This is a genomic window from Bosea sp. AS-1 (genome assembly GCF_002220095.1).
In the GTDB taxonomy this organism is placed as follows: Bacteria; Pseudomonadota; Alphaproteobacteria; order Rhizobiales; family Beijerinckiaceae; genus Allobosea.
This window is the reverse complement of the sequence record NZ_CP022372.1, coordinates 843,043-864,541: the sequence shown is the minus strand read 5'-3', so window position 1 is coordinate 864,541 and position 21,499 is coordinate 843,043. Positions and strand designations below refer to the sequence as shown.

General features: G+C 64.2%; 21 protein-coding genes. 10 read left to right on the top strand and 11 right to left on the bottom strand.

Annotated elements, in window-relative coordinates; genetic code table 11:
- The first annotated feature begins 21 nt into the window (after positions 1 to 21).
- Positions 22 to 1,584: a methyl-accepting chemotaxis protein gene (locus CE453_RS05750; RefSeq protein WP_089173711.1), complete on the top strand. Its 1,563-nt coding sequence runs from the start codon at positions 22 to 24 to the stop codon at positions 1,582 to 1,584.
- Positions 1,585 to 1,698: 114 nt separating this feature from the next.
- On the opposite strand, the gene CE453_RS05745 is transcribed toward CE453_RS05750, so the two are convergent.
- Positions 1,699 to 2,031 carry a diguanylate cyclase domain-containing protein gene (locus CE453_RS05745; protein WP_248308087.1) on the bottom strand — a complete coding sequence of 111 codons (333 nt, stop codon included), beginning with the start codon at positions 2,029 to 2,031 and terminating at the stop codon, positions 1,699 to 1,701.
- Complete coding sequence (locus CE453_RS05740; RefSeq protein WP_089173709.1) at positions 1,922 to 3,055, bottom strand: protoglobin domain-containing protein; 1,134 nt, start codon at positions 3,053 to 3,055, stop codon at positions 1,922 to 1,924. The genes CE453_RS05745 and CE453_RS05740 overlap by 110 nt, the downstream gene beginning before the upstream one ends.
- 340 nt (positions 3,056 to 3,395) lie before the next feature.
- On the opposite strand from CE453_RS05740, the gene CE453_RS05735 reads away from it, so the two are divergent.
- Positions 3,396 to 4,313, top strand: a complete 918-nt coding sequence (locus CE453_RS05735; RefSeq protein ID WP_089173708.1) for a dihydrodipicolinate synthase family protein — start codon at positions 3,396 to 3,398, stop codon at positions 4,311 to 4,313.
- 137 nt (positions 4,314 to 4,450) lie between these two features.
- Here the strand turns inward: CE453_RS05735 and CE453_RS05730 are convergent, their stop codons facing one another.
- The 5 genes from CE453_RS05730 to CE453_RS05710 are packed head-to-tail and all read right to left on the bottom strand — an operon-like array spanning position 4,451 to position 9,631.
- Positions 4,451 to 5,164 (bottom strand): ribonuclease activity regulator RraA, encoded by a 714-nt coding sequence (locus CE453_RS05730; protein WP_198302272.1) that lies wholly within the window; start codon positions 5,162 to 5,164, stop codon positions 4,451 to 4,453.
- Positions 5,165 to 5,179: 15 nt separating this feature from the next.
- Positions 5,180 to 6,910: an L-arabinonate dehydratase gene (araD, locus tag CE453_RS05725; protein WP_089173707.1), complete on the bottom strand. Its 1,731-nt coding sequence runs from the start codon at positions 6,908 to 6,910 to the stop codon at positions 5,180 to 5,182.
- 31 nt (positions 6,911 to 6,941) lie between these two features.
- On the bottom strand, positions 6,942 to 7,775 hold the full coding sequence (locus tag CE453_RS05720; protein ID WP_198302358.1) for an ABC transporter permease: 834 nt from the start codon (positions 7,773 to 7,775) through the stop codon (positions 6,942 to 6,944).
- A gap of 56 nt (positions 7,776 to 7,831) precedes the next feature.
- Entirely contained in the window at positions 7,832 to 8,602 is a 771-nt protein-coding gene (locus tag CE453_RS05715) for an ABC transporter ATP-binding protein (protein WP_089173706.1), read from the bottom strand.
- A gap of 18 nt (positions 8,603 to 8,620) precedes the next feature.
- Positions 8,621 to 9,631, bottom strand: coding sequence for an ABC transporter substrate-binding protein (locus CE453_RS05710; RefSeq protein WP_089173705.1), 1,011 nt, complete (start codon positions 9,629 to 9,631; stop codon positions 8,621 to 8,623).
- A gap of 105 nt (positions 9,632 to 9,736) precedes the next feature.
- Here CE453_RS05710 and CE453_RS05705 point away from each other — a divergent pair, with 105 nt between their 5' ends.
- Positions 9,737 to 10,567, top strand: a complete 831-nt coding sequence (locus CE453_RS05705; RefSeq protein WP_248307971.1) for a GntR family transcriptional regulator — start codon at positions 9,737 to 9,739, stop codon at positions 10,565 to 10,567.
- 192 nt (positions 10,568 to 10,759) lie between these two features.
- Entirely contained in the window at positions 10,760 to 12,145 is a 1,386-nt protein-coding gene (locus CE453_RS05700; protein WP_089173703.1) for an RNB domain-containing ribonuclease, read from the top strand.
- 74 nt (positions 12,146 to 12,219) lie between these two features.
- Here the strand turns inward: CE453_RS05700 and CE453_RS05695 are convergent, their stop codons facing one another.
- The 4 genes from CE453_RS05695 to pdxR form a co-directional block, all read right to left on the bottom strand.
- Positions 12,220 to 12,882 carry an RraA family protein gene (locus CE453_RS05695; protein ID WP_089173702.1) on the bottom strand — a complete coding sequence of 221 codons (663 nt, stop codon included), beginning with the start codon at positions 12,880 to 12,882 and terminating at the stop codon, positions 12,220 to 12,222.
- Positions 12,883 to 12,943: 61 nt separating this feature from the next.
- A complete protein-coding gene (locus CE453_RS05690; RefSeq protein ID WP_198302271.1) occupies positions 12,944 to 14,149 on the bottom strand; it encodes an aminotransferase-like domain-containing protein in 1,206 nt (401 codons plus the stop codon).
- 14 nt (positions 14,150 to 14,163) lie between these two features.
- Positions 14,164 to 14,952 carry a 2-keto-4-pentenoate hydratase gene (locus CE453_RS05685; protein ID WP_089173700.1) on the bottom strand — a complete coding sequence of 263 codons (789 nt, stop codon included), beginning with the start codon at positions 14,950 to 14,952 and terminating at the stop codon, positions 14,164 to 14,166.
- A 59-nt stretch (positions 14,953 to 15,011) separates the two neighbouring features.
- Positions 15,012 to 16,493: a MocR-like pyridoxine biosynthesis transcription factor PdxR gene (gene pdxR / locus CE453_RS05680; RefSeq protein WP_089173699.1), complete on the bottom strand. Its 1,482-nt coding sequence runs from the start codon at positions 16,491 to 16,493 to the stop codon at positions 15,012 to 15,014.
- 214 nt (positions 16,494 to 16,707) lie between these two features.
- Between pdxR and CE453_RS05675 the strand changes: the two genes are divergently transcribed.
- The 6 genes from CE453_RS05675 to CE453_RS05650 all read left to right on the top strand — a co-directional run bounded on the left by CE453_RS05675 (position 16,708) and on the right by CE453_RS05650 (position 21,498).
- Positions 16,708 to 17,484 (top strand): ABC transporter ATP-binding protein, encoded by a 777-nt coding sequence (locus CE453_RS05675; RefSeq protein ID WP_248307970.1) that lies wholly within the window; start codon positions 16,708 to 16,710, stop codon positions 17,482 to 17,484.
- Positions 17,485 to 17,495: 11 nt separating this feature from the next.
- The gene (locus tag CE453_RS05670) at positions 17,496 to 18,293 is read left to right on the top strand and encodes a transporter substrate-binding domain-containing protein (protein WP_089173697.1); all 798 of its coding nucleotides are present in this window, start codon (positions 17,496 to 17,498) and stop codon (positions 18,291 to 18,293) included.
- Between the two features lie 90 nt (positions 18,294 to 18,383).
- The gene (locus tag CE453_RS05665; protein WP_089173696.1) at positions 18,384 to 19,082 is read left to right on the top strand and encodes an ABC transporter permease; all 699 of its coding nucleotides are present in this window, start codon (positions 18,384 to 18,386) and stop codon (positions 19,080 to 19,082) included.
- A 2-nt stretch (positions 19,083 to 19,084) separates the two neighbouring features.
- Positions 19,085 to 19,813: an ABC transporter permease gene (locus CE453_RS05660; RefSeq protein WP_089173695.1), complete on the top strand. Its 729-nt coding sequence runs from the start codon at positions 19,085 to 19,087 to the stop codon at positions 19,811 to 19,813.
- A complete protein-coding gene (locus CE453_RS05655) occupies positions 19,803 to 20,609 on the top strand; it encodes an inositol monophosphatase family protein (protein ID WP_089173694.1) in 807 nt (268 codons plus the stop codon). Before CE453_RS05660 ends, CE453_RS05655 begins: the two co-directional genes overlap by 11 nt.
- 40 nt (positions 20,610 to 20,649) lie before the next feature.
- Entirely contained in the window at positions 20,650 to 21,498 is an 849-nt protein-coding gene (locus CE453_RS05650; protein ID WP_089173693.1) for an inositol monophosphatase family protein, read from the top strand.
- Position 21,499: the final 1 nt, after the last annotated feature.

The window sequence follows — 21,499 nt, the reverse complement described above, 5'->3', positions numbered from 1 at the left end:
ACGGAAGTCGTCGGTTTCGCGATGTCGACTGGTCTTCGGTTTCATGAACGCGCGCTGTTGCGCTGGAGCGACTGGCTGGACCTCCGCTTCGGCCTGCAGATTGCGCGGGAGGAGCGCGCCGCGGTCAGAGGCGCTCAGGCAGCACGTTTCAGCCTATCGCTTCCGACCATTCTGCGCGCCAACATCATCTTCGTGCTCGCGATTTCCGCGGTTCTCCTCGGATCCGGTTGGACCAGCCTGCCTCTGGTCTGGGCACCGGTCAGCATCGGCATCTCTCTTCTCGGCATTCGCCGGATGGGGATCATCCGCACGCGCTCGCGAGCGGAGCCGCCGTCGCCCCGCTTCACGGTCCGCCTCATCCGGGATTCTTTCCTGATGGGGTTGCCCTGGGCTGTTCTGGCTATGCTGGTCAACACAGGCGTCGCAGCGCGCTTCGATGGCGTCATCGGCATCACGATCACCTGCCTTTCCTGCGTCGGCATCTTCACGATGGCGATTGTGCCGGCGGCAGCGCTCACATTTCTTTCGACCCTATGGGCCGGGAGAATTACGCACTTGCTCTACCTGAAAGGAGATATTCTTTTAATATATACTACTGTCGACATTATTTTCCTATGCCTTTCCATGATTCTTATTCGCTCTGTTGCAAAACTCTTCCTGGATCGTGTCCGGTTGGACTTTGACATTGCCGAGCTCCAGCAGGCCCAGCGCCTGCGTGCCCAGAGCGAGGAGGACAAGCGCCGAGCCATCGAAGGCAGGGTCGCAAGCTTCAACTCTTCGGTCTGGGCGGTCCTGTCGGCTCTGACCAACGCCATTGACCGGATGAAGGAGAGCGCGGATCAACTGTCCTCCTTGTCGGGACGATCACGATCAGCGGTCGCTGAGGTGCCGGACATGGTCAATGCCGCCAAGCTCAGCCTGCTGACAGTGAACGAGGCATCGGACCGGATGGCACAGGCCGTCACGCAAATCCGGGCGAATGCCGACAATGCGGCGGGCTTCGTCCAGGTCGCGACCGACGGCATCCACAAATCGGCGGCCGCGAAGGCCCACCTGGCCCTTCAACTGGATGAGGTCGACAAGGAAAGCAACGTCATTCGGGACATTGTCCGGCAGACCAACCTTGTCGCGCTCAACGCGATGATCGAGGCCGCACGCGCCGGCCCTCTTGGCGCCGGCTTCTCGGTCGTGGCCAACGAAGTCAAGCTGTTGTCGGCCCGGATCAACGATGCCGCCGAGCTCATCGTCAGCCGGATCAGCGACATCCGGGCCGCGAGCGAACAATCGGTGGTCGCGACCCAGGAAATGGAGAACGCCGCGAGCAATGTGATCGGTTCGGCCGAGCAGATCCTAACCGCGTCCGATCAGCAGACGGAGTCGCTTTTGAGGATCGCCACCGCGCTGAAGGCTGTCGTCAGCGCCTCCGAAGCTGCGAGCGACGCCACCACGATCGTGATCGCAGGTTCGAGAGGAGCGCTCGACCAGGCGCTATCGGTCTCTGAAACCGCTCGGCAAGTCCAGGACACCGCCCGGGATCTCAATGAAACGGTCGATCACTTTACGAGGGCGATCGTCCAGCTTTGACGAGCCAGGGGCCGGATAAGCTTGCCGCCCTGATTGGCGACGTCAGCAACAGTAACGGCGACGCACAGCCTCTCTCACGCGAACGCGCGACGACGGCCCGTGGGTCAACGGCAGCTATACGGCCTCATTGTAACCGCGAAGCGCGGATGCGACCTGGTCGACGAGACGTCTCGAATCCGAAGACCCATCATAAACCGCAACACCGAATTTCAGCGTGTTTTCCTGAATGGTCTGCCCGTCGACCGTGAAGTGGGAAACCCTGTAGCTATCCGCGATGCGTTGCGCGAAGCTCGTCGCCTCCTGCAACTCCGCTTCGACACGGATGACCAGGAAGGTTTCACGCCCCATGCTGATGACGACGTCGCTCGTTCTGACAGCGTTGAGCAAGATCGCCGCCGTCTGTTGGACGATGGTATCGGCTCCGGCCTCGCCGACACGCGAACGCAGATTCGCAAAATGCGGTATCTCGAACATGATGAGAGAATGTTCTCCCGGTCCGGCGATGGGCCGCCATTTCCCTTTGGACGGCAGCTTTGAGGAAACGCCGGTTCAGCAAGCGTGACAGCGGATCCCCGGTTTCGCCCAAGTCGAGGTAACGGCTGAACTGTGCGATCATCAGATTGTTGATCTGATCGGAGACTTGCCTGATGTCCTTCAGGCACTCGTGCCTGAGCATGTCCACTTTGCAGTCGTTCAGCTGCCGCACGAGTTGATCGGCGCGATCGATAAGCGTGGCAGTCGACGCGTATTCGAGCTTCCGGCCAAAGAGAAGATGCGCCCTGTGCGAAAACCACAGACCGAATTCCGACCTGCTCAGCAGGAGCGCATCTCCACGATTCTTGGAGATGGCAGTTTCGTAAAACACGCTCTGCGCCCATTCGGCGAGCGCTGCTTTTTGCTTTTCCCGTTCGGCACGGAGGTCGATCCCGATCGAAATCTCCCGCAAGGCCTCATCCGCGCGGGCAGAACGCTGCATTTCGTTCGAATACCCCGAAATAATCGCCGCGCCGGAAATATCCATGACCGTCGAGATATATACCACGGACGAGCTGTAATGCTCCTGCGGAATCCTTGTATTGAACAGCTCGCGACAAACGAACTTCCGAACCAAATGCATTGAGCGGGCAATAAACGAGAGCGGTACTTGCATACTTGCCTCGAAAGTGCCGAAGTGAGTCTGCCGAGCAATAAATGCCTCCGGATCGATATTCTCCGGCGGAAACAATTCGGCCATCCAACGCGCCAGCGAAGTGCGGTACCGATCTATGGCCTGCCTGCTCTTGAAAACCGCTTGAAGCCGCGGACTGCGCTCGAGCTCATCCCAGAGTTCATCGCCTGGACCGTCAGCCGAGCGCTTCACCGCGGCAGAAATTGTGCTTCGAACCTGCGGTGGAATCTCCCGATTTAATGCGAGCAGGTCGGCTTTCAATCTTGCAATATCGCAATCATCCCAAACCATGGAAGACAGCATCTGGAATACCCTGCCAACGCGAAGAACCTGAATTCCGGCTCAACACCAACCAACTATAAGCTGAAACTTTTGTCGGAAATTTCAGCAATTGACAGCGGTTTTCAGCTCGCAAGACGTCTTTTGCACCGTCCAACGCGATAAACTCGGAGTTCCTTCTGATGGCGTCTACGGCGGTGCCACACCAAGATCACCCATGGTGGGCGCGCAACCTGCTCGGCCGCACCAGTGGCGAAAGCGCGCCCGATGCGGCAAGCTCAAACCCTGCGGCATCGGCGGAAACCGTCGACGCGAGATCGGCTGGCGGGGAACGCCTCGCCACGAGGACACGAAGGATCGAGCTATGTCGAACGACAAGGTACGCCAGGCGCTGTGCGGCATCTCCGGCGTTCACGTCACCGCCTGGCGGGCGGACGGCGAAGCTGATTGGGCGCTGACCGGCAGGCTGGTTCGCGGCATTGCTGAGGCCGGCATCCACAACATCGTCTCGGCCGGCAACACCGGCGAGTTCTACCCGATGACGACGGAAGAGGTGCAGCGTTGCCACGCAGTCGCGGCCGAGGCGGTCGCGGCCAAGGCGCTGGTCACGGCCGGCATCGGCCGATCGCTGCGCGAGGCGGTCGCGACGGGCCGGTTGGCGCAGCAGGCGGGCTGTGACGCGGTCATGGTCCATCATCCGCTCGATCCCTTTGCCGCGCCGCATGCGCAGGCGGATTATTTCATCGCCATCGCTGAGGCGCTGAGCGTTCCGGTCGTCGCCTATATCCGGTCGGATGCCATCGGCGTGAAGGACCTGGCGCGCGTCGCGACGCATGCCAATGTCGCCGGCGTGAAATTCGCGTCGGCCAACATGATGCTCCTAGCCGATTGCGTACGCGAAACCGAGGGAACGAGCGCCAACTGGATCTGCGGTCTCGCCGAAGGCTGGGCGGCCCCCTTCCACGCCTTGGGCGCGCGGGGATTTACTTCGGGCCTGATCAACGTTGCCCCCCAGCGATCACTCGCCGTCTGGCGCGCGCTCGAGGCCGGCGACTATGTGAAGGCGCGCCGCGAAGTCGATGCCATCGCCGGCTTCGAGAAGCTCCGTACGAAATATGGCAATGGCGCGAACGTCACCGTGGTCAAGGAAGCGCTTCGGCTGCTCGGCACGAATGTCGGCCCGGTGCGCTTGCCAGGCTTGCCGGAACTCAACGAAGCCGAACGCGCTGAACTGCGGACGATCATAGCTGGCTGGGGCATGTTGAGAGTAGCGGCCGAGTGACGTCGAAGCGTCACCGCCCGAGCCAATGCTCATTCCTCCGAAAGCCGGCAAGGAATCTGCGCAGCCGTGTCGATGACACGGCTGCGCAGCAGCGTTGAAGCAACAAGAAGGCCCGGCGGAGAGCGAGGTTACGCCGCTTACCTGCCGGCCTTCTCGCGCCAGGCCGCGAAGTCGACCTTCGACTGCTCGTCGGTCGGCGGGTAAAGGCCGAGGATCGAGCGGCCTTCCAGCACCTTTTCGGTGACGAAATCCTCGAAGGCGGTCATCTCGGTGGCTTCTGCGGCAATCTCGTCGGCGAGATCGGCCGGAATCACCACGACGCCCTCGCCATCGCCGACGATGATGTCTCCGGGAAAGACCGGTGCGTCGCCGCAGCCGATCGGCCCGTTGATCTCGATCGCCTGATGCGAGGTCAGGTTGGTCGGCGCCGAGGGGCGCTGGTGGTAGGCCGGGATCGCGAGCTCTGCGATCTCCGGGCTGTCGCGGAAGCCGCCATCGGTGACGATGCCGGCGACGCCGCGCACCATCAGTCGCGAGACCAGGATGGAGCCGGCGGAGGCGGCGCGCGCATTCTGGCGGCTGTCCACGACGAAGACCGCGCCGGGCGGACATTCCTCGACCGCCTTGCGCTGCGGGTGGCTCCGGTCCTGAAAGACGCTGAGCTGATTCAGGTCCTCGCGCGCCGGGATGTAGCGCAGCGTGAAGGCGGGGCCGACCATGTTCTCGCCCTTGAAGCGGAGTGGATGGACGTCCTGGATGAACTGGTTGCGCAATCCACGCTTGAACAGCGCCGTGCAGAGCGTGGCAGTGCTGACGCGCTTCAGCTTCTCGCGCGCTTCGGGGGACAGCATGGTCTTCACTCCGATCTAGAAAATAACGGGCTCGGAAACCGGCGCGCCGAAATCGGTGCGCAGGAAGTCGAAATCACAGCCTTCGTCGGCCTGGCCGATATGGCGCGAGAACATCCAGCCATAGCCGCGCTCATAGCGGGCGGGCTCCGGCTTCAGCGCAGCCTTGCGCCGCGCCAGCTCCTCCTCTGGGACCTCCATCGAGATCGTGCGATTGGGCACGTCGACGGTGATGATATCTCCGGTCTTCACCAGCGCCAGTGGCCCGCCGACATAGGATTCAGGCGAGACGTGCAGGATGCAGGCACCGTAGGAGGTGCCGCTCATGCGCGCGTCGGAGATGCGCACCATGTCGCGCACACCCTGCTTCACAAGCTTCTTCGGGATCGGCAACATGCCCCATTCCGGCATGCCCGGCCCGCCGAGCGGGCCTGCATTGCGGAGCACGAGAACGCTGTCGGCCGTCACATCGAGGTCGTCCCGGTCGATATTCGCCTTCAGCGTTGGATAGTCGTCGAAGACGAGCGCCGGGCCCGAATGCTTCAGGAGATGCGGTGAGGCGGCGGAAGGCTTCATCACACAGCCCCGCGGCGCCAGATTGCCCTTGAGCAGCGCCAGCGCCCCCTCCGCATAGATCGGGTTGTCGAGCGGGCGGATGACATCGTCATTGTAGATCTCGGCGCCAACGAGGCTCTCCCGCCAGGTCATGCCGGACGCATTGATTTGGTCGAGGTCGAGATGGGGCGCCAGTCGCGTCAGCAGACCGAGCAGTCCGCCAGCGTAGTAGAAGTCCTCCATCAGGTATTTGTCGCCACTCGGCCGGACATTGGCGATGACCGGCACTTTGCGGCTCGCGGCGTCGAAATCCTCCAGCCCGATGGCATGGCCGGCGCGGCGCGCCATCGCCACGACGTGGATCACGGCATTGGTCGAGCAGCCCATCGCCATGGCCACGTTGATGACATTGCGGAAGGCCGCCTCGGTCTGGATCTTGTTCGGTGTCAGCCCCTCACGCACCATCTCGACGATCCGTCGCCCGGTCGCGGTCGCCATGCGAATGTGGTTGGAATCCGCAGCCGGGATCGAAGAGGCGCCCGGCAGCGTCATGCCGAGCGTGTCGGCGAGCGCCGTCATGGTCGAAGCCGTTCCCATGGTCATGCAGACGCCATAGGAACGCGCGATACCGACCTCCATCTCCGACCAGTCCTTGTCCGAGATGTTTCCGGCGCGGCGCTCGTCCCAGTATTTGAAGGCATCGGAACCCGAGCCCAGCACCTTGCCGTGCCAGTTGCCGCGCAGCATCGGCCCGGCCGGTACGAAGATCGCCGGCACGCCCGCGCTGGTTGCGCCGAGCAGCAGGCCGGGCGTGGTCTTGTCGCAGCCGCCCATCAGCACCGCGCCGTCGACTGGATGGGAGCGGATCAGCTCCTCGGTCTCCATCGCCAGGAAGTTGCGGTAGAGCATGGTGGTCGGTTTCACCTTGCTCTCGGAAAGGGAGATCGCCGGCAGCTCGACCGGAAAGCCGCCGGCCTGAAGGATGCCGCGCTTCACATCCTCGACGCGCTGCTTGAAATGCGCATGGCACTGGTTGAGGTCGGACCAGGTGTTGATGATCGCGATCACCGGCTTGCCGCGATACTCCTCCGGCGCATAGCCCATCTGGCTCATCCGCGAGCGGTGGCCGAAGGAGCGGAAATCGTCCGGCTCGAAATAGCGCGCGCTGCGCGCGTTGTTGGGCTCATCTGTCATGGGCGGGTTCCCGCGGGATGATGGGCAGGCCTCAGTGCTGGAGGCCCCATTTCAGGACGGTGCGGGCCTCGATCACCCGGAAGATCAGATTCTCGACCAAGAGCCCGATCAGGATCACCGTCAGCAGCCCGGCGAAGACCGCCGGAATCTCGAGCAGGTTGCGGTTCTCGAAGATGAACCAGCCGAGACCGCCCTGCCCCGACGAGACGCCGAAGACGAGCTCCGCCGCGACCAGGGTACGCCAAGCGAAAGCCCAGCCGATCTTCAGCCCGGTCAAGATAGAGGGAAAGGCCGCCGGGATCAGGATCTTGCGGATGTAGCGAAGCCCTCTCAGGTCATAGTTCCGCCCGACCATCCGCAAGGTCTCCGAAACGGCCCGGAAACCGGAATGGGTGTTGAGCGCGACCGGCCAGAGCACAGAATGGATCAGGATGAAGACGAGGCTGCCATTGCCGAGCCCGAACCAGATCAGCGCCAGCGGCAGCAGCGCGATCGCCGGCAGCGGACTTAGCATCGCGGTGACGGTCTCGAGGAAGTCCGAGCCGATACGGGTGTTGATCGCCACGATCGTCAGAACGCCGGCCAGGACGACGCCCACGGCATAGCCCATCAGCAGCACTTTGAGCGACGCCCAGGCGCGAGCCGGCAGCACGCCGCTGGCGATGTTCTCCGCCAGCGAGCGCAGCGTCTCGGTCAGGCTCGGGAACAGCAGCGGGTTGTCGAGATACACACCGTAGATCTGCCAGATCGCCGCAAGCACGAGGATGATCACTGTCTTGCGGACAGCGCCGATATCCCAGAGCGCCTCCAGCAGACCGACCTTACGCTCGAGCTCCGCGCTGGCCGGGCCGGCTGGCGGGCGCATCTCGATACGTGCAGTCGAGGTCGAGGTTTCCGCGGTCATCGCCATCGCTCCCAAATTCAATGGGTCGTGGCGCCGGCATCGGCGAAGAGCAGATCGTGGATCTCGCGCTCCAGCCGGCCGGCGCTGCCGTCGCTCACGGATGTCGTATCCACATCGACGACCTCGGCCTTCACCCGCCCGGGATGCGGCGAGAGCAACAGGATGCGGTTGCCGATCTTGATCGCCTCGGCGATCGAATGCGTCACGAACATCACCGTGAAGCGCGTCTCCTCCCAAAGCTGGATGAGCTCGTCCTGGCAGGTCCGTCTGGTGAGCGCATCGAGCGCGGCGAAGGGCTCGTCCATCAGCAGGATGTCCGGCTCCATCGCCATGCCGCGAGCAATGGCGACGCGCTGCTTCATGCCGCCCGAAAGCGTATGCGGGTAAGAATCCAGCGCCCGCGTCAGGTTGACCTTCTCGATATAGTGCTTGGCCTTCTCGGCCGCCGCCTTGCGGGAAAGGCCGCGTGCCTCGACCAGCGGGAACATCACGTTCTCCAGCACCGTCTTCCAGGGCAGGAGCTGGTCGAACTCCTGGAAGACCATCATGCGATCGGGCCCAGGCGCCGTCACGGCCCGCCCCTTGATCGTCATGCTGCCCTCGCTCGGCCTGAGATAGCCGCCGACGGCCTTCAGCAAGGTCGACTTGCCGCAGCCCGAAGGCCCTAGCAGCACGAAGCGATCCGAGGTGTTGACCTGGAAGGAAACGCGCTCCGTCGCTGTGATCACCCGGCCCGGCAGCTTATAGCGCAGGGTCACCGATGAGACGTCGAGCAGCGGCTCTGCCATGACGGAATCCTGCACGGCTCAGTTGCCCGGCAGATCGTGAGCGATCGGCAGGTAATAATCCTTCCAGGAGGCCGGCTTCGTCTTGATGCCGCCGATGCGGGCGAGATGCTCGGCGAACTTCATCGTCCCCTGCGGGTAGATGTTCCACTCCATCATGCCGGGTTGCTTGAGCAGTTCGAGCAGTTGCTCGGTCGAGGTCTTGTCGCCGGTCACCTCGCGATAGATCTCGACCGCCGCGGGCGTGCTGGTCTGGATGAAGGCCTTCGCCTCCTCGGCCGCGTTGCGCAGCGCCTGGACGATCTTGGGATTGGCCTCGGCGAAGGCCGTGGTGGTCATGAACTGCCCCTGGCTCAGCGGCGAACCGATGATGTCGGACGAGGTCGTGACGACATGGGCCTCGGGGATCTGCTGCTGCTCGTAGAACTGGAAGGGTGGCGCCGCGAAATGGCTCTTCACCTCATGCGAGGGGTTCTTCATCGCGATGAAGGCGTCGGGATGGCCGAGCTGGACCGTCATCGGGTCGAAATGCCCCCACTGATCCGCGCCGAACTGCTTGCTGGCTGCGATCTGCAACAGGATCGCCTGTGTCGAGACGCGGATCGTCGGCACGGCGATCTTGTCGCCGGACTGATAGTCCTTCAGCGTTTTGATGCGCGGATCGCGGCTGAGCAGGACGAGCGGCTGGGCAGAGCTGGCGACGATGCCCTTCACGCGGCCCCGCGACTTGTCCCAGAGTACGAGCAGCGGCCCCGTGCCGGTGTTGATGATATCCACCCCGCCGGAGAGCAGCGCGTCCTGCTGCGCCCCACCATTCGAGAAGTTCATCCACTTGGTCGTGACGCCGGCAACGCCGAGCTTCTCGGCATGCTTCTCGATCAGCTTCTGCTTTTCGATCACATGTGTCGGCATGTAGAGGATGCCCGGCTGGCGGCTCAGCCCGATCTCGGTCTTCGCCTGGGCTCTCGCACCGGAATGGCTCCCGATCGCCGCGGCTGCACCGAGCGCGAGCGTCTGCCTGCGTGTGAGCATGATGTCCCTCCCTGATGGTTCTTGTTTGCGGCTTCGGCACTTGGCCATGCGCCTTGATTGGCAACAGTCAAAACACTAATGCATTAGTGCGTCAACCCTTCGAACGTGATAGCATCGAAGGCATGGATCGAATTTGGCCTGACGATCGCCGCCTGCCAGAAGCTCATGCGCGATCGGACGCGATTGTGCCGGGCCGCGTGCGACCCTGGGTTATGTGAGATAGAAGCGAACAGGATGAGCGACCTTCTCGAAAGATTTGCGGTGTCTCCCAAGCAGGCAGCGAAGGGCGGTGCCGGCGTCGTGTTCGACGTGCTGCGCGAGGAGATCATCTCGCTGTCGCTGGCCCCTGGAACCATGCTGTCGCGACAGGAACTGCAGGAACGCTTCGGCTTCTCCTCGACGCCGATCCGCGATGCATTGATGCGACTGCAGGAAGAGCGGCTGGTCGATATCTTTCCGCAGCATGCCACCGTGGTCAGCGCGATCGATCTGGATCTTGCCCGGCAAGGGCAGTTCCTGCGCAGGTCCGTCGAGCTCGAGCTGGTGCGCTCGCTGGCGCTGGCTCCGCAGCCGGCCTTGCTGGGGAAGATGAAGAGCCTCATCCGGCAACAGACGGCCTTCGCCGACCTCGGCGAGCATGAAGCATTCGCCGCGGCTGACCACGCCTTTCATCGCAGCCTGTACGATGCGGCGCAGATGACGGTGCTATGGGATCTGGTGCGTCGCCAGAGCGGCCACATCGATCGATTGCGACATCTGCATTTGCCGAAAGAGGGCAAGATGCGGGAAATCCTGGCCGCCCATGCCGCCATCGTCGATGCGATCGAAGCGAGCGACCCCGTCAGGGCTCAGGATGCGTTGCGGGATCACCTTTCCCGCTCGCTCGATTTCGTTCCCGCCCTGCGTGACCTGCATCCGACCTACTTCAAGAAGTGAGCGATCCCGCCGCCCTGAACCTCCAGCGCGCGAGAGGCTCCCGACGAACGACCGGTCAGGGCAGGTCGCTTGCCGCAACTGGCCGCCGTCGTTGCATGCAAGCCTCGTGCGGTTACAAATATGGGGTTCGCAAAGTCTTCGCGCTGATGCGTCGCAGCCAGCCGGACACAAGGCGGAGGACTACGGCTGGCGATGAAGACCCTGATCGACTCCACCAATGCAATGGTCGACGGGCTGGCTGCTATCCGCCGGCAATTCAGCGTACCGGATGATTTTCCGCCGGACGTCGTCGCGGCAGCGGAAGCTGCGGCCCGGAAAGTGCCAACAGAGCATGTCGACCGCACGGATCGGCCTTTCGTCACGCTCGACCCGGCGACATCGACGGATCTCGATCAGGCCTTCGCGATCGAGCGCAGCGGCAGCGACCTGTTGCTCCACTATGCCATCGCGGACGTAAACTGGTTCGTCGACGATGGAGACGCCATCGACCGGGAAGCCTGGCAACGCGGCACGACCCTCTATCTTCCAGACGGCAAGGCCAGCCTCTATCCTCCCGTCCTTGGCGAGGGGGCTGCCAGCCTGTTGCCCGCCGTACCCAGGCCGGCCGTGATCTTCACGACCCGGATCGACGCGGATGGCAATGTCCACCTGGATGCCGCTGAACGCGCGATCATCCGCAGCGCTGCCAAACTCGCTTACGACGCGGTTCGCGCCTCCGATCTGCCGAACGGTTTCGAGGAACTGGCCCGCCGCATCGGGGATGCCGAGAACAGACGCGGTGCCGCGCGCGTGGATCCGCCCGAACAGGAGGTCGCCGCCCTGGGCGACGGCCGCTATCAATTGCTGTTCCGCCCGCGCCTGCCGGCCGAAGAGCAGAATGCCGCCTTGTCCCTGGCGAGCAATCTCGCCATCGCGCAGGCGCTTCTGGCCGCTCATGCTGGCCTGTTCCGCGTCATGGCCGAGCCGGATGAGCAGGCCATCCAGCGCCTGCGTCAGACTGCACGGGCTCTAGGATTGCAGTGGCCAGCGATGGAAACGCTCGTCCAGTTCGAGAAGACGCTGGACCCCGCGGACAGTAGGGATGCCGCCTTCATGCTGGCGGTGCGAAGAGCCAGCGGCGGCGCAAGCTATGTCCCTTATCGTGAGGGCACCGTGCCCTGGCATGCTCCCATGGCGGCAAGCTACACCCACGCGACGGCGCCATTGCGGCGCCTCGCGGACCGGTATGTCGTGCGCGCGGCCTTGGCGATCGCGAACGGGAAACCCGTGCCGGCCGCGGTATCGACGGCTTTCGAGCAGCTTCCTGCCGTGATGGCGCGTGCCGATGCACGGGACGGGCAAATCGACCGAGCCGTCATCAGCCTGGCCGAGGCTCTCATCCTCCAAGGCCGCGAAGGAGCCTCGTTCCAGGCGGTGGTGACCGATACGGATGACAACGGCTTCCGCATCCAGCTCTGCGAATTGCCGGTGGTCGCGCGCGTTCGCGGACAGGGCAGCCAGCCGGGCGACAAGATTCGGGTCAGGCTGACCTCCACCAATCCCCTACAGCACACGGTCAGCTTCGAGCGAGCGGATTGAGCGCAGCAACCTGGCGAGATCTCGCCCTGCAAGCCGCTCCGCATCGCGATCCAGCCCAGCGTTTCCTTGCCGTATCAGGGCGGTGTCAGGCCAAACACGGTCGAGGCCGGCTGACCCTCCTCCAGCGCAGCCTGCCATTTCTCCTCGAGCATGAGCTTGGCCTCGGCATCTGCGATCCGGCCGCGAATGGTAGCCGGCGCCAGGGCGACCAGCCCATCATCGTCGCCGATCAGCAGATCCCCGGGCGACACCAACGTGCCGCCGATCGTCACCGGCCGGTTGATCTCGCCGCGCTCGGCCGAAGACGGGCCACGCGGCGTCCTGCTGCGCGCGAAGACCGAAAAGTCCCGCCAGCCCGCGAGGGTGCCGACATCGCGAACCGCACCGTCGCAGACGATGCCGACGGCGCCCTTGCGGCGGATGTGACCACCGAGGATATCGCCGATCATCGCCGTTTCCGCATGGCCGCCGGCAGCGATCACCAGGACATCGCCCGGTCCGATCACGTCCAGCGATCGGACGACGGAACCGAAATCGGGCGGCTCGCAGAGCACGGTCACGGCGCGCCCGAACAGGCGTGGCTGCTGCCCAGCCGGCATCAGAGCGCGGATGGCCGGGTCGATCTGGCCGAGATTGCGGCCAAGATCGACCGCAACGGCAACGGGAACCGCCCGCCAGCGATCGATCTCGGCTTGGCTGAGATCGCTCCTCGGGGCGGCGTGGATTGTCACGGGCATGGACACTGTCTTTCTTCGATGCGGCCTGCTGGCCGTCAGCATTGCCTGAGAACGGAATCCGTCAACCGCGGGGCTGCGGCCCGAGATGGTTTTTGAGCACACGGCCGAGCGCAGTGATGCCTGCCACGAGACGCTCGTCCGTCTGGGTGGAATAGCTCATCCGGGCATGGTTCGGCCGCTGCTCCAGGGCGAAGAAGGTCGCGCCGGGAACATAGGCGACACGGGCCTCCGGAAGCGCATGGTCCAGCATGAAGGCCGCCGCGTCGAAGCCTTCCGGGAAGGTCAGCCAGGTGAAGAGGCCGCCGCTTGCATCGGTGCAGGCGATCTCCTGCGGGAAGCTCTGCCGGATCGTGTCGAGCATCAGGTTCTTCTTGTGGCGATAGGCCTCCCGGATCGCGCCGATATGCGCGTCAATGTCGAATACCTCGAGGAAGCGCGAGGCCACCGCCATATTGAGCGTGCTCGTCTGGGTATCCGCAGCGAGCTTGAGCAGGCCGAGCTGCTCGATCAGCTCGGTCGAAGCGACCGCCCAGCCCAGCCGCATGCCAGGTGCCAGGATCTTCGAGAAGCTGCCGAGATAGATCACCCGGCCCTCGGTATCGAAGCTCTTGATCGGCGGGATGCGCTCGCCCTCGAAGCGGATCTCGCGATAGGGAGAATCCTCGAGGATGATCAGGTCATGCGCGTTGGCGATTTCCACCAGCCGCTTGCGCCGCGCCAGGCTCATCGTCACGCCGGTCGGGTTCTGGAAATCCGGGACCGTGTAGACGAACTTCGCCCCCGGATTGGCCTTCAGCGCCTCATCGAGCGCCTCGACGTCCATGCCGTCCTCATCCATGCCGACCGTGACATAGCGGGGCTCGCAGGGATTGAAGGCGATCAGCGCACCCAGGAAGGTCGGATCTTCGACGACGACGATGTCGTCCTTGTCGATCAGCAGCTTGGCGACCAGATCGAGCCCCTGCTGGCCGCCCTGCAGGATCAAGACCTCGTCTGCTGTGCAGGGCACGCCGTCGCGCGTCATCCGTTCGGCGATCTGCCGGCGCAGCAGCGGCATCCCGTTCGAGACGGTGTATTGCAGCGCTTCCTGCCCGTTCTCGATCAGCGTCTTGTGGAAGACCTCGTCCAGCCCCGCGATCGGAAACAGCGAAGCGTCGGGATAACCGCCACCGAAGGAGATCACGTTCGGGTCGGCGCCCAACCGCAGCAATTCACGGATGGCGGAAGGTCTGACCCGACTCATCCGGGCGGAAAGGCGATGTTTCACAGCAGGGCCTCCGGTCATTGTGCAGCCACGACATCAAGCTCGACGGCACCGATGCCTTCGAGTTCGAAGCGATAGCGTTCGCTCTCGGTCGGGAACCGGGTGGTAACGAGGCTGCCGGTCATCACGATCTCGCCGGCACGCAGGCTCTGCCCCTTCGCCGCGAGCGCGTTCGCCAGCCAGGCGAGCGGCGCGAAGGGATGGCCGAGCACGTCGCGGCCATGGCCGCGGTCGACCTCGACGCCGTTGCGGCTCACCACACCGGCGACGGCGTCGAGCGACGGCCAGCCGCTGCGGAATTCCGAGAGGACGACGCCGCCGTTCCAGGAATTGTCGGCGACGAGCGACAGCACGTCGAGCTCGGCATAATCGGCGGCGCGATCGTCGACGATCTCGATCGCGGCGCAGACTCCGGCGACATGCTTGGCGATGCTCTCGGCAGTGAGAGCGGGGCCGCCAGCCGGAATATCGCGGCCGATGCGCACCGCGATCTCGAATTCCAGGCCGATCCGCCCATAGTCCGCGATCGCGACGCGCGCACCGGAGCGGTGCAGCCGGTCGGCCAGGACGACGCCGGCGATCGGCTGGTCGATGCCGCACATCGTCTGCATGCGTTGTGAGGTCAGCCCGATCTTGTAGCCGATCGGCGCGCCGCAACGCGGCTTCAACAAAGAGACATAGCGATCCTGTATCTCATAGGCGCCGTCGAGCGAGACGATGCCGTTCGCTGCAGCAAAGGGGCGAAATCTCTCCTTCCGATCATGCTCGCCGACCAATCGCGTAGCCAGCCCATCCGCATTCACCATCCTGTCCTCCTGACCGGCGCCCGCTGCAACCGGATGAAATGATCGATTTCTGCTGATGTCTAAGCTGCCGCCATGACCTCGGCGAAGCGTCGCACAGCCGGTGGAATACGCTCGGGCAACGTGTTGCCGAAGCCGAAGACGAAGCCCGTCGCAGTCCGGTCCTGCAGCCGGTAGCGCGACAGGGCCGGGGCATCGATCCCACGCTGCCGCGCCGCGTCGGTGATCGCAGCGTCGTCAATCGGCTCCTTCGCGCGGGCCGTCAGATGGAGCCCGGCCGTGACATCGGGAATGAGCAGGCGGTCGCCCAGCGTCTGCCGCAGGGCATCCACCAGGATCGTTGCACGCTCGCGATAAAGCAGGCGCATGCGCCGGACGTGCCGGGCCAGGACGCCGCGCCCCATGATGTCGGCCACCATCTGCTGCAGCGGCGGCGGCAGATAGCAGGAGAAGACGAGCTTCGCACGGTAGAACAGATCGACGAGATCCGGCGGCAGCACGAGATAGGTCAGGCCGAGCGACGGCGAGAAGATCCGGTTGATATTGCCGATGAAGATCACACGCTGGTCGGTGTCGAGCGAGAGCAGCGAGGCGAGCGGCTGACGGTTGATGCCGATCGGGCTGCTGTAGTCATACTCGATCACCCAGGCGTTTTTGGCGCGCGCCCAGGCAAGCAGCGAAAGCCGGCGCTCCATCGACATGGTCGAGCCATAGGGAAACTGGTTGGTCGGCGAGGCGATGACCATCCGGGCGCCCTCCGCCTCCGGGCTGAAGCGGTCGATGCAAAGCCCCTCCTGATCGACTCGATGCGGCAGGACGCGAGCCCCATTCGCCGCCAGCGCGGCCACTCGTGTCGGATAGCCGGGATCCTCGATGATGACGCCGTCGCCGGGATCGAGCAGCAGCTGCGCCAGCAGGATGAAGGCCTGCGTCGTGCTGGCGACAACGGCGATCTGCTCGGCCCGGCAAGGGACGCCCTCGTATTCTCCGAGATATTTCGCAATCTGCTGACGCAAGGCCGGCAGTCCCAGCCGCTCACTGAAGTTGAACTGCGGCCAGGGTTCCGATCCCCAATACTCCGCGGTGCTGCGGCGGATATCCGCAAAGGGCAGTTCGTCCAGCGCCGGCAACAAGGGGCTGAGATCATAGCCCAACTCGCGTTCGCTCGGCAGGGATTGCCCCATCAGCGCGCGCCCGCGCTCGGCCAGGATACGTGGCTGACGAAGCGGAGGGGCTGCAGCCGGTTCATCGGCCCGGCGATGCAGATCTTCGGGCAGATCCTTTTCGATGTAGGTGCCCGCGCCGGTGCGCCCATGCGCGTAGCCTTCGTTCTTCAGCCGGTTATAGGCCAGCACGATCGTCGAGCGGGACACGCCGAGCTCGTCGGAAAGCTTGCGCGAGGGGGGCAGGCGCACGCCACGGGGAATCGCGCCCGCGACGACCAGCATGCGCAGCTGCCCGGCGATCTGGTCGTAGAGCGGTTCCGGCCCGTCCGGCACTACCGCGATCGCGTTCCAGAAGGGGTAGTTGAAGCTCGCGGTCATGTCCTGTCGCTGGATGGGTCGGGGCGGTCCGATCGGTTCCGGTCATCCGCTGCGGTGGATTGAGCGACTGGCGGCACGAGGGGTCAAGCCCGTCTCAAAATTGGTATGGCCGATTCAGAAAAATTGGTACTTGAGGCGATTTTTAGCCGTCGATACGGTCCCTGCCAATCGCGGTCGGACAAAGCCGATCATCAAGCATGAGCGGAGGAAAAACGTGTCTCGACCCGAGGCGAAGACCGTCCTCACAGCGGACGGCATCCACAAGAGCTATGGCGACTTCGCCGTCCTCAAGGGCGTCAGCCTGGCTGCCCGCGAGCGCGACGTCATCTGCATGATCGGCGCGAGCGGCTCGGGAAAGAGCACCTTCCTGCGCTGCATCAATCTGCTCGAGACGCCGGAATCCGGAACGATCGCCTTCGAGGGAGAGCAGCTGAATCTGGACCGTCGTGGCAAGGGGGCTCCGGTTCTGGATGCCAGGCAGATCAACCGGATCCGCAGCCGCATGGGGATGGTGTTCCAGAGCTTCAACCTGTGGAGCCACCTAACCGTCCTCGACAATGTGACGATCGCGCCGATCAAGGTGCTCGGCGTCCCCAAGGCTGAGGCGAAGGAACGGGCCGAGGCCCTGCTCGCGAAGGTCGGGATGTTCGACAAGCGCCTCCACTACCCGGCCCATATTTCGGGCGGGCAGCAGCAGCGCTGCGCCATCGCCCGCGCTCTGGCCATGGACCCCAAGCTCCTGCTCTTCGACGAGCCGACCTCCGCGCTCGACCCCGAGCTCGTCGGCGAGGTGCTGCGCGTCATGCGCCTGCTCGCGGAAGAGGGGCGGACCATGATCGTGGTCACCCATGAGATGGCCTTCGCCCGCGAGGTGTCGAGCGAGGTGCTCTTCCTTCACGAGGGAAAGATCGAAGAGCGGAACACGCCGGAGCAGATCTTCGGCAATCCGACGTCGGAGCGGTGCAGGCGCTTTCTGCAGCGCGTTCTTTGAGGAGAGGAACCATGAAAAAGACGGCTCTCGCCCTTCTGTCCGGCGCCACGCTGCTGCTGGCCGGCTCCGCCTTTGCCCGCGAGGTCAAGGTTGGAACCGAATGCACCAACCCGCCCTTCAACTATCGCACCGCAAGCGGGGAATTGACCGGCTTCGACGTCGATATTGCTCGGGAGATCGGCAAGCGGGAGGGCTTCGAGCTTCAGTTCGTCTGCCAGGCTTTCGAGGGACTGATCCCGGCCCTCACGGCGCGCAAGTTCGACCTCATCCTCGCCAGCCTCTCGATTACCGAGGCGCGCCAGAAGAGCATCGACTTCAGCATTCCCTATCGCGGCTCGACCGGGCGCTTCGTCGGTCTGAAAACCTCGACGCTGGAGCCGCTGACCGCCGACGGGCAGCCCAATCCCAAGGCGCTGGACGGCAAGGTGGTGGGCATGATCCGCGCCAGCACCTATGACCGCTATTTCACCGAGCAGTTCCCGGGCGTGCAGATCTCGCGCTACGAGAACTACGAGACCCTGCTCCTCGACCTCGTCTCCGGCCGCGTCGACCTGATCATGGCCGGGCCGATCAAGATGGAGGACTTCCTCGCCGAGGAGCGCGGCAAGGGCTTCAAGTACATCGGCCCCGAGCTGGAAAGCATCAAGTATTTCGGGCCCGGCGTCGGCGTCGGCCTGCGCAAGAACGAGGCCGAGCTGCAAGGCAAGGTCAACGACGCGCTCAAGGCCATGTTCGCCGACGGGACGTTCAAGAAGATCAACCAGAAATACTGGAAGTTCACCGTGCTTCCCAGCGTCTGGACGAACTGAGCCGCTTGCCCTCGCCATGCCCGTAACCAGGGCGGAGCACGTGGCCTCGTGCCACGCGTTCCGCTCTCCGCCTTCCCACCGGAAAGACGCATGACGGCAGACCTGTTTCAGGGCTGGGGCGCCCAGCTCTTCTGGGGCACGATGGTGACGCTCAAGGTCGCGTTCCTGTCGCTGCTGGCAGGGTTGGCGATCGGGCTCCTCGTTGCGCTCGCCAAGCTCTCGCCGTCGCGCATCCTGCGGGCGGCGGGCGATCTCTACACCACCTGCATCCGCGGCACGCCGGAGCTGCTGATCATCCTGCTGGTTTACTTCGGGAGCACGGTCGCCCTGTCGGCCGCCCTGCGCTGGGTCGGCGGCCCGGACGCCTCCTTCGAGATGCCGGCCCTGGGGGCGGGCGTGCTGGCGCTCAGCCTCGTCTTCGGCGGCTATGCGGCGGAAATCTTCCGCGGCGCTTTCCTCGCCATCCCGGCCGGGCAGATCGAGGCGGCCCGAGCCTTCGGCATGGGACCACTGACGCTGTTCATCTACATTCGCCTGCCGCTGATGTGGCGCTACGCGCTGCCGGCGCTCGGCAACATCTGGATCTCTCTGATCAAGAATACCTCACTCATCTCGATCGTCGGCCTCGAGGAGCTGATGCGGGTCAGCTACATCGCGACTTCGGTAACGCGCAGCCCGTTCCATTTCTATGTGCTCGCAGCCGTCATCTACCTCACCCTGACGATCGCGAACTCCCTCATCATCGAATGGCTCGAGACCCGCGCGAACCGCGGCGTGCGGAGGGTCTGATCATGGACATCTCGCTCATGATCGACAGCATCCCTCGCCTGCTCGAGGGCGCCGTCGTCACGCTGAAGCTGCTGCTGCTGACCGAGCTCATCGGCTTCGTCTTCGCCCTGCCGCTCGGCATTCTCTATGCGAATGGCAGCCGGGCCGTGCGGGCGCCGATCTACGGCTTCGTCTATTTCTTCCGCGGCACGCCGCTGCTGGTGCAGATCTTCATCGTCTACTACGGGCTCGCCCAGTTCGAGGTCGTGCGCCAGAGCTTTCTGTGGCCCTATCTGCGGCAGCCCTTCATCTGTGCGCTGATCGCCTGTGCCCTGCATTCGGCGGCCTACACCACGAACATCCTGCGCGGCGCGATCCAGGCCGTGCCTGCTGGCGAGGTCGAAGCCGCCCGCGCCTGCGGCATGTCCGCCTTCCAGGTCCAGCGCCTAATCGTTCTGCCCGTGGCGCTGCGGCTGATGCTGCCGGCCTACAGCAACCAGGCAATCGGCATGCTGAAAGGCACCTCGCTCGCCAGCACGATCACGCTGATGGAACTCACCGGCGTGGCCAATACCATCGTCGCCAGCACGTTCTCGCCCTACGAGATCTTCATCATGGCGGCGCTGATCTATCTGGCGATCACACTCGTCATCACGCGCTGCTTCAAATACGTCGAATACGCTCTCAGCAAGCATCAGCGGCCGCTCAAGAACACCGCCGCGATTTCCGGACAGGTCCGTCATGCCGACTAGCGACATCAGGAACTTCATTGCCTTCGCCCAAGGGCTGGCCGAAGCAAGCGGCACGATCATCCGCGAAGCGGCCCGCCAGAACAACGCCTTCGTCTCCAAGGGCGACGACAGCCCGGTCACCGAGATCGACCGGCGCGTCGAGACGGAGTTGCGCCGCCGCATCGGCGAGGCCTTTCCTGCGCACGGCATCCAGGGCGAGGAATTCGGAGCGCAGGCGACGGATGCCAAGCATGTCTGGGTCATCGATCCGATCGACGGCACCAAGGCTTTTGTCGCCGGTATCCCGGTCTTCGGCACGCTGATCGCGCTTACCCGTCGCGGCATTCCCATTCTCGGCGTCATCGACCAGCCGATGACGCGGGAACGCTGGATCGGCGCGGAAGGCTATCCGACCACCCTGAACGACGTCCGCGTCGCCACCTCCGGCCGCAAGGTCTTGTCGGAGGCGGTCCTCTCGACGAGCAGCATCGAACTCTACGAGCCTGAGAGCCTGCCGACCTTCAAGGCTCTGCGCTCCTCCGTCCATTGGTGTGTCTATGGTGGCAGTTGCTACGCTTACGGGCGGCTAGCTTCTGGCGGCATCGACGTCGCAATCGACCCCTTTTTCACCCCCCACGACGTCCTCGCCCATGTCCCGGTCATTGCCAATGCCGGCGGCGTCATCACCGATTGGGAGGGGGCTCCGCTGACGCTGCATTCGAGCGGGCGCTGCCTGGCGGCGGCCAATCCCGAACTGCATCAAGCGGCCCTGCACCGGATTGCCAAGGCACAGCCCGGAACCAGGCCGGCCGCGTAAGCCTGCTGGTCAGCGCCTCGACTTCAATCAGGTTACCGACATGCTCGACAAGCCCCTGACCCGCAGCAACATCGTGGAGGCCATGAAGGAGGCCGCCCGCATCGGCGGAGCCTCTCTCGCCGGGAACTTCGCACGCCTCGCCACACTGCCCATTCTGGAAAAGGGTCCATCCGACTTCGTCTCGGTCGCCGATATCGAATCCGAGCGGTTGATCGTTGCCCATCTGAACGAGAAACTGCCCGAAATCGCGGTTCTGGGAGAGGAAGGCGCGGCCTCGCCGGATGCCGGCAATGGCCTGAGGATCATCATCGACCCGCTCGACGGCACCAACAACTTCCTGCACGGCATCCCGCAATTTTCGGTCTCGCTTGCCCTGATGGAAGGCGAGGAGGTCACGGCGGGCGTGACCTATAACCCCTTGAGCCATGAGATGTTCTGGGCCGCGGCCGGACAGGGCGCCTATCTCGGCGACAGGAAGCTGAACGGCTCCAGCCGCAACTCGCTCGCCCATGCGGTTGTAGGGACTTGCTTCCCCTACAACGGCAAGGGCGACAGCGAGAAGGCCGCTCGCGAGATGGCGGCGATCATGCCGCGCGTCTCCGGCATCCGCAGCCCCGGCTCGGCGGCGCTCGAGATCGCCTATGTGGCGGAAGGCCGTTTCGACGGTTTCTGGACCTCCGGCGCCAAGCTCGACCTCTGGGATCTGGCGGCCGGTGTGATCATCGCGCGCGAAGCGGGCTGTCTGGCGACCGAGATCGACGGCGCCGGCGATCCGCTCCAATGCAGGAGCCTCGTCGTCGCACCCCGCCAGTTCCACAACCACTTCATCGAGATCTTTGGCGCGGCGCGCGCAACGGAGTCACGGGGCGCGGCCAACCCCGTGCGCTAGT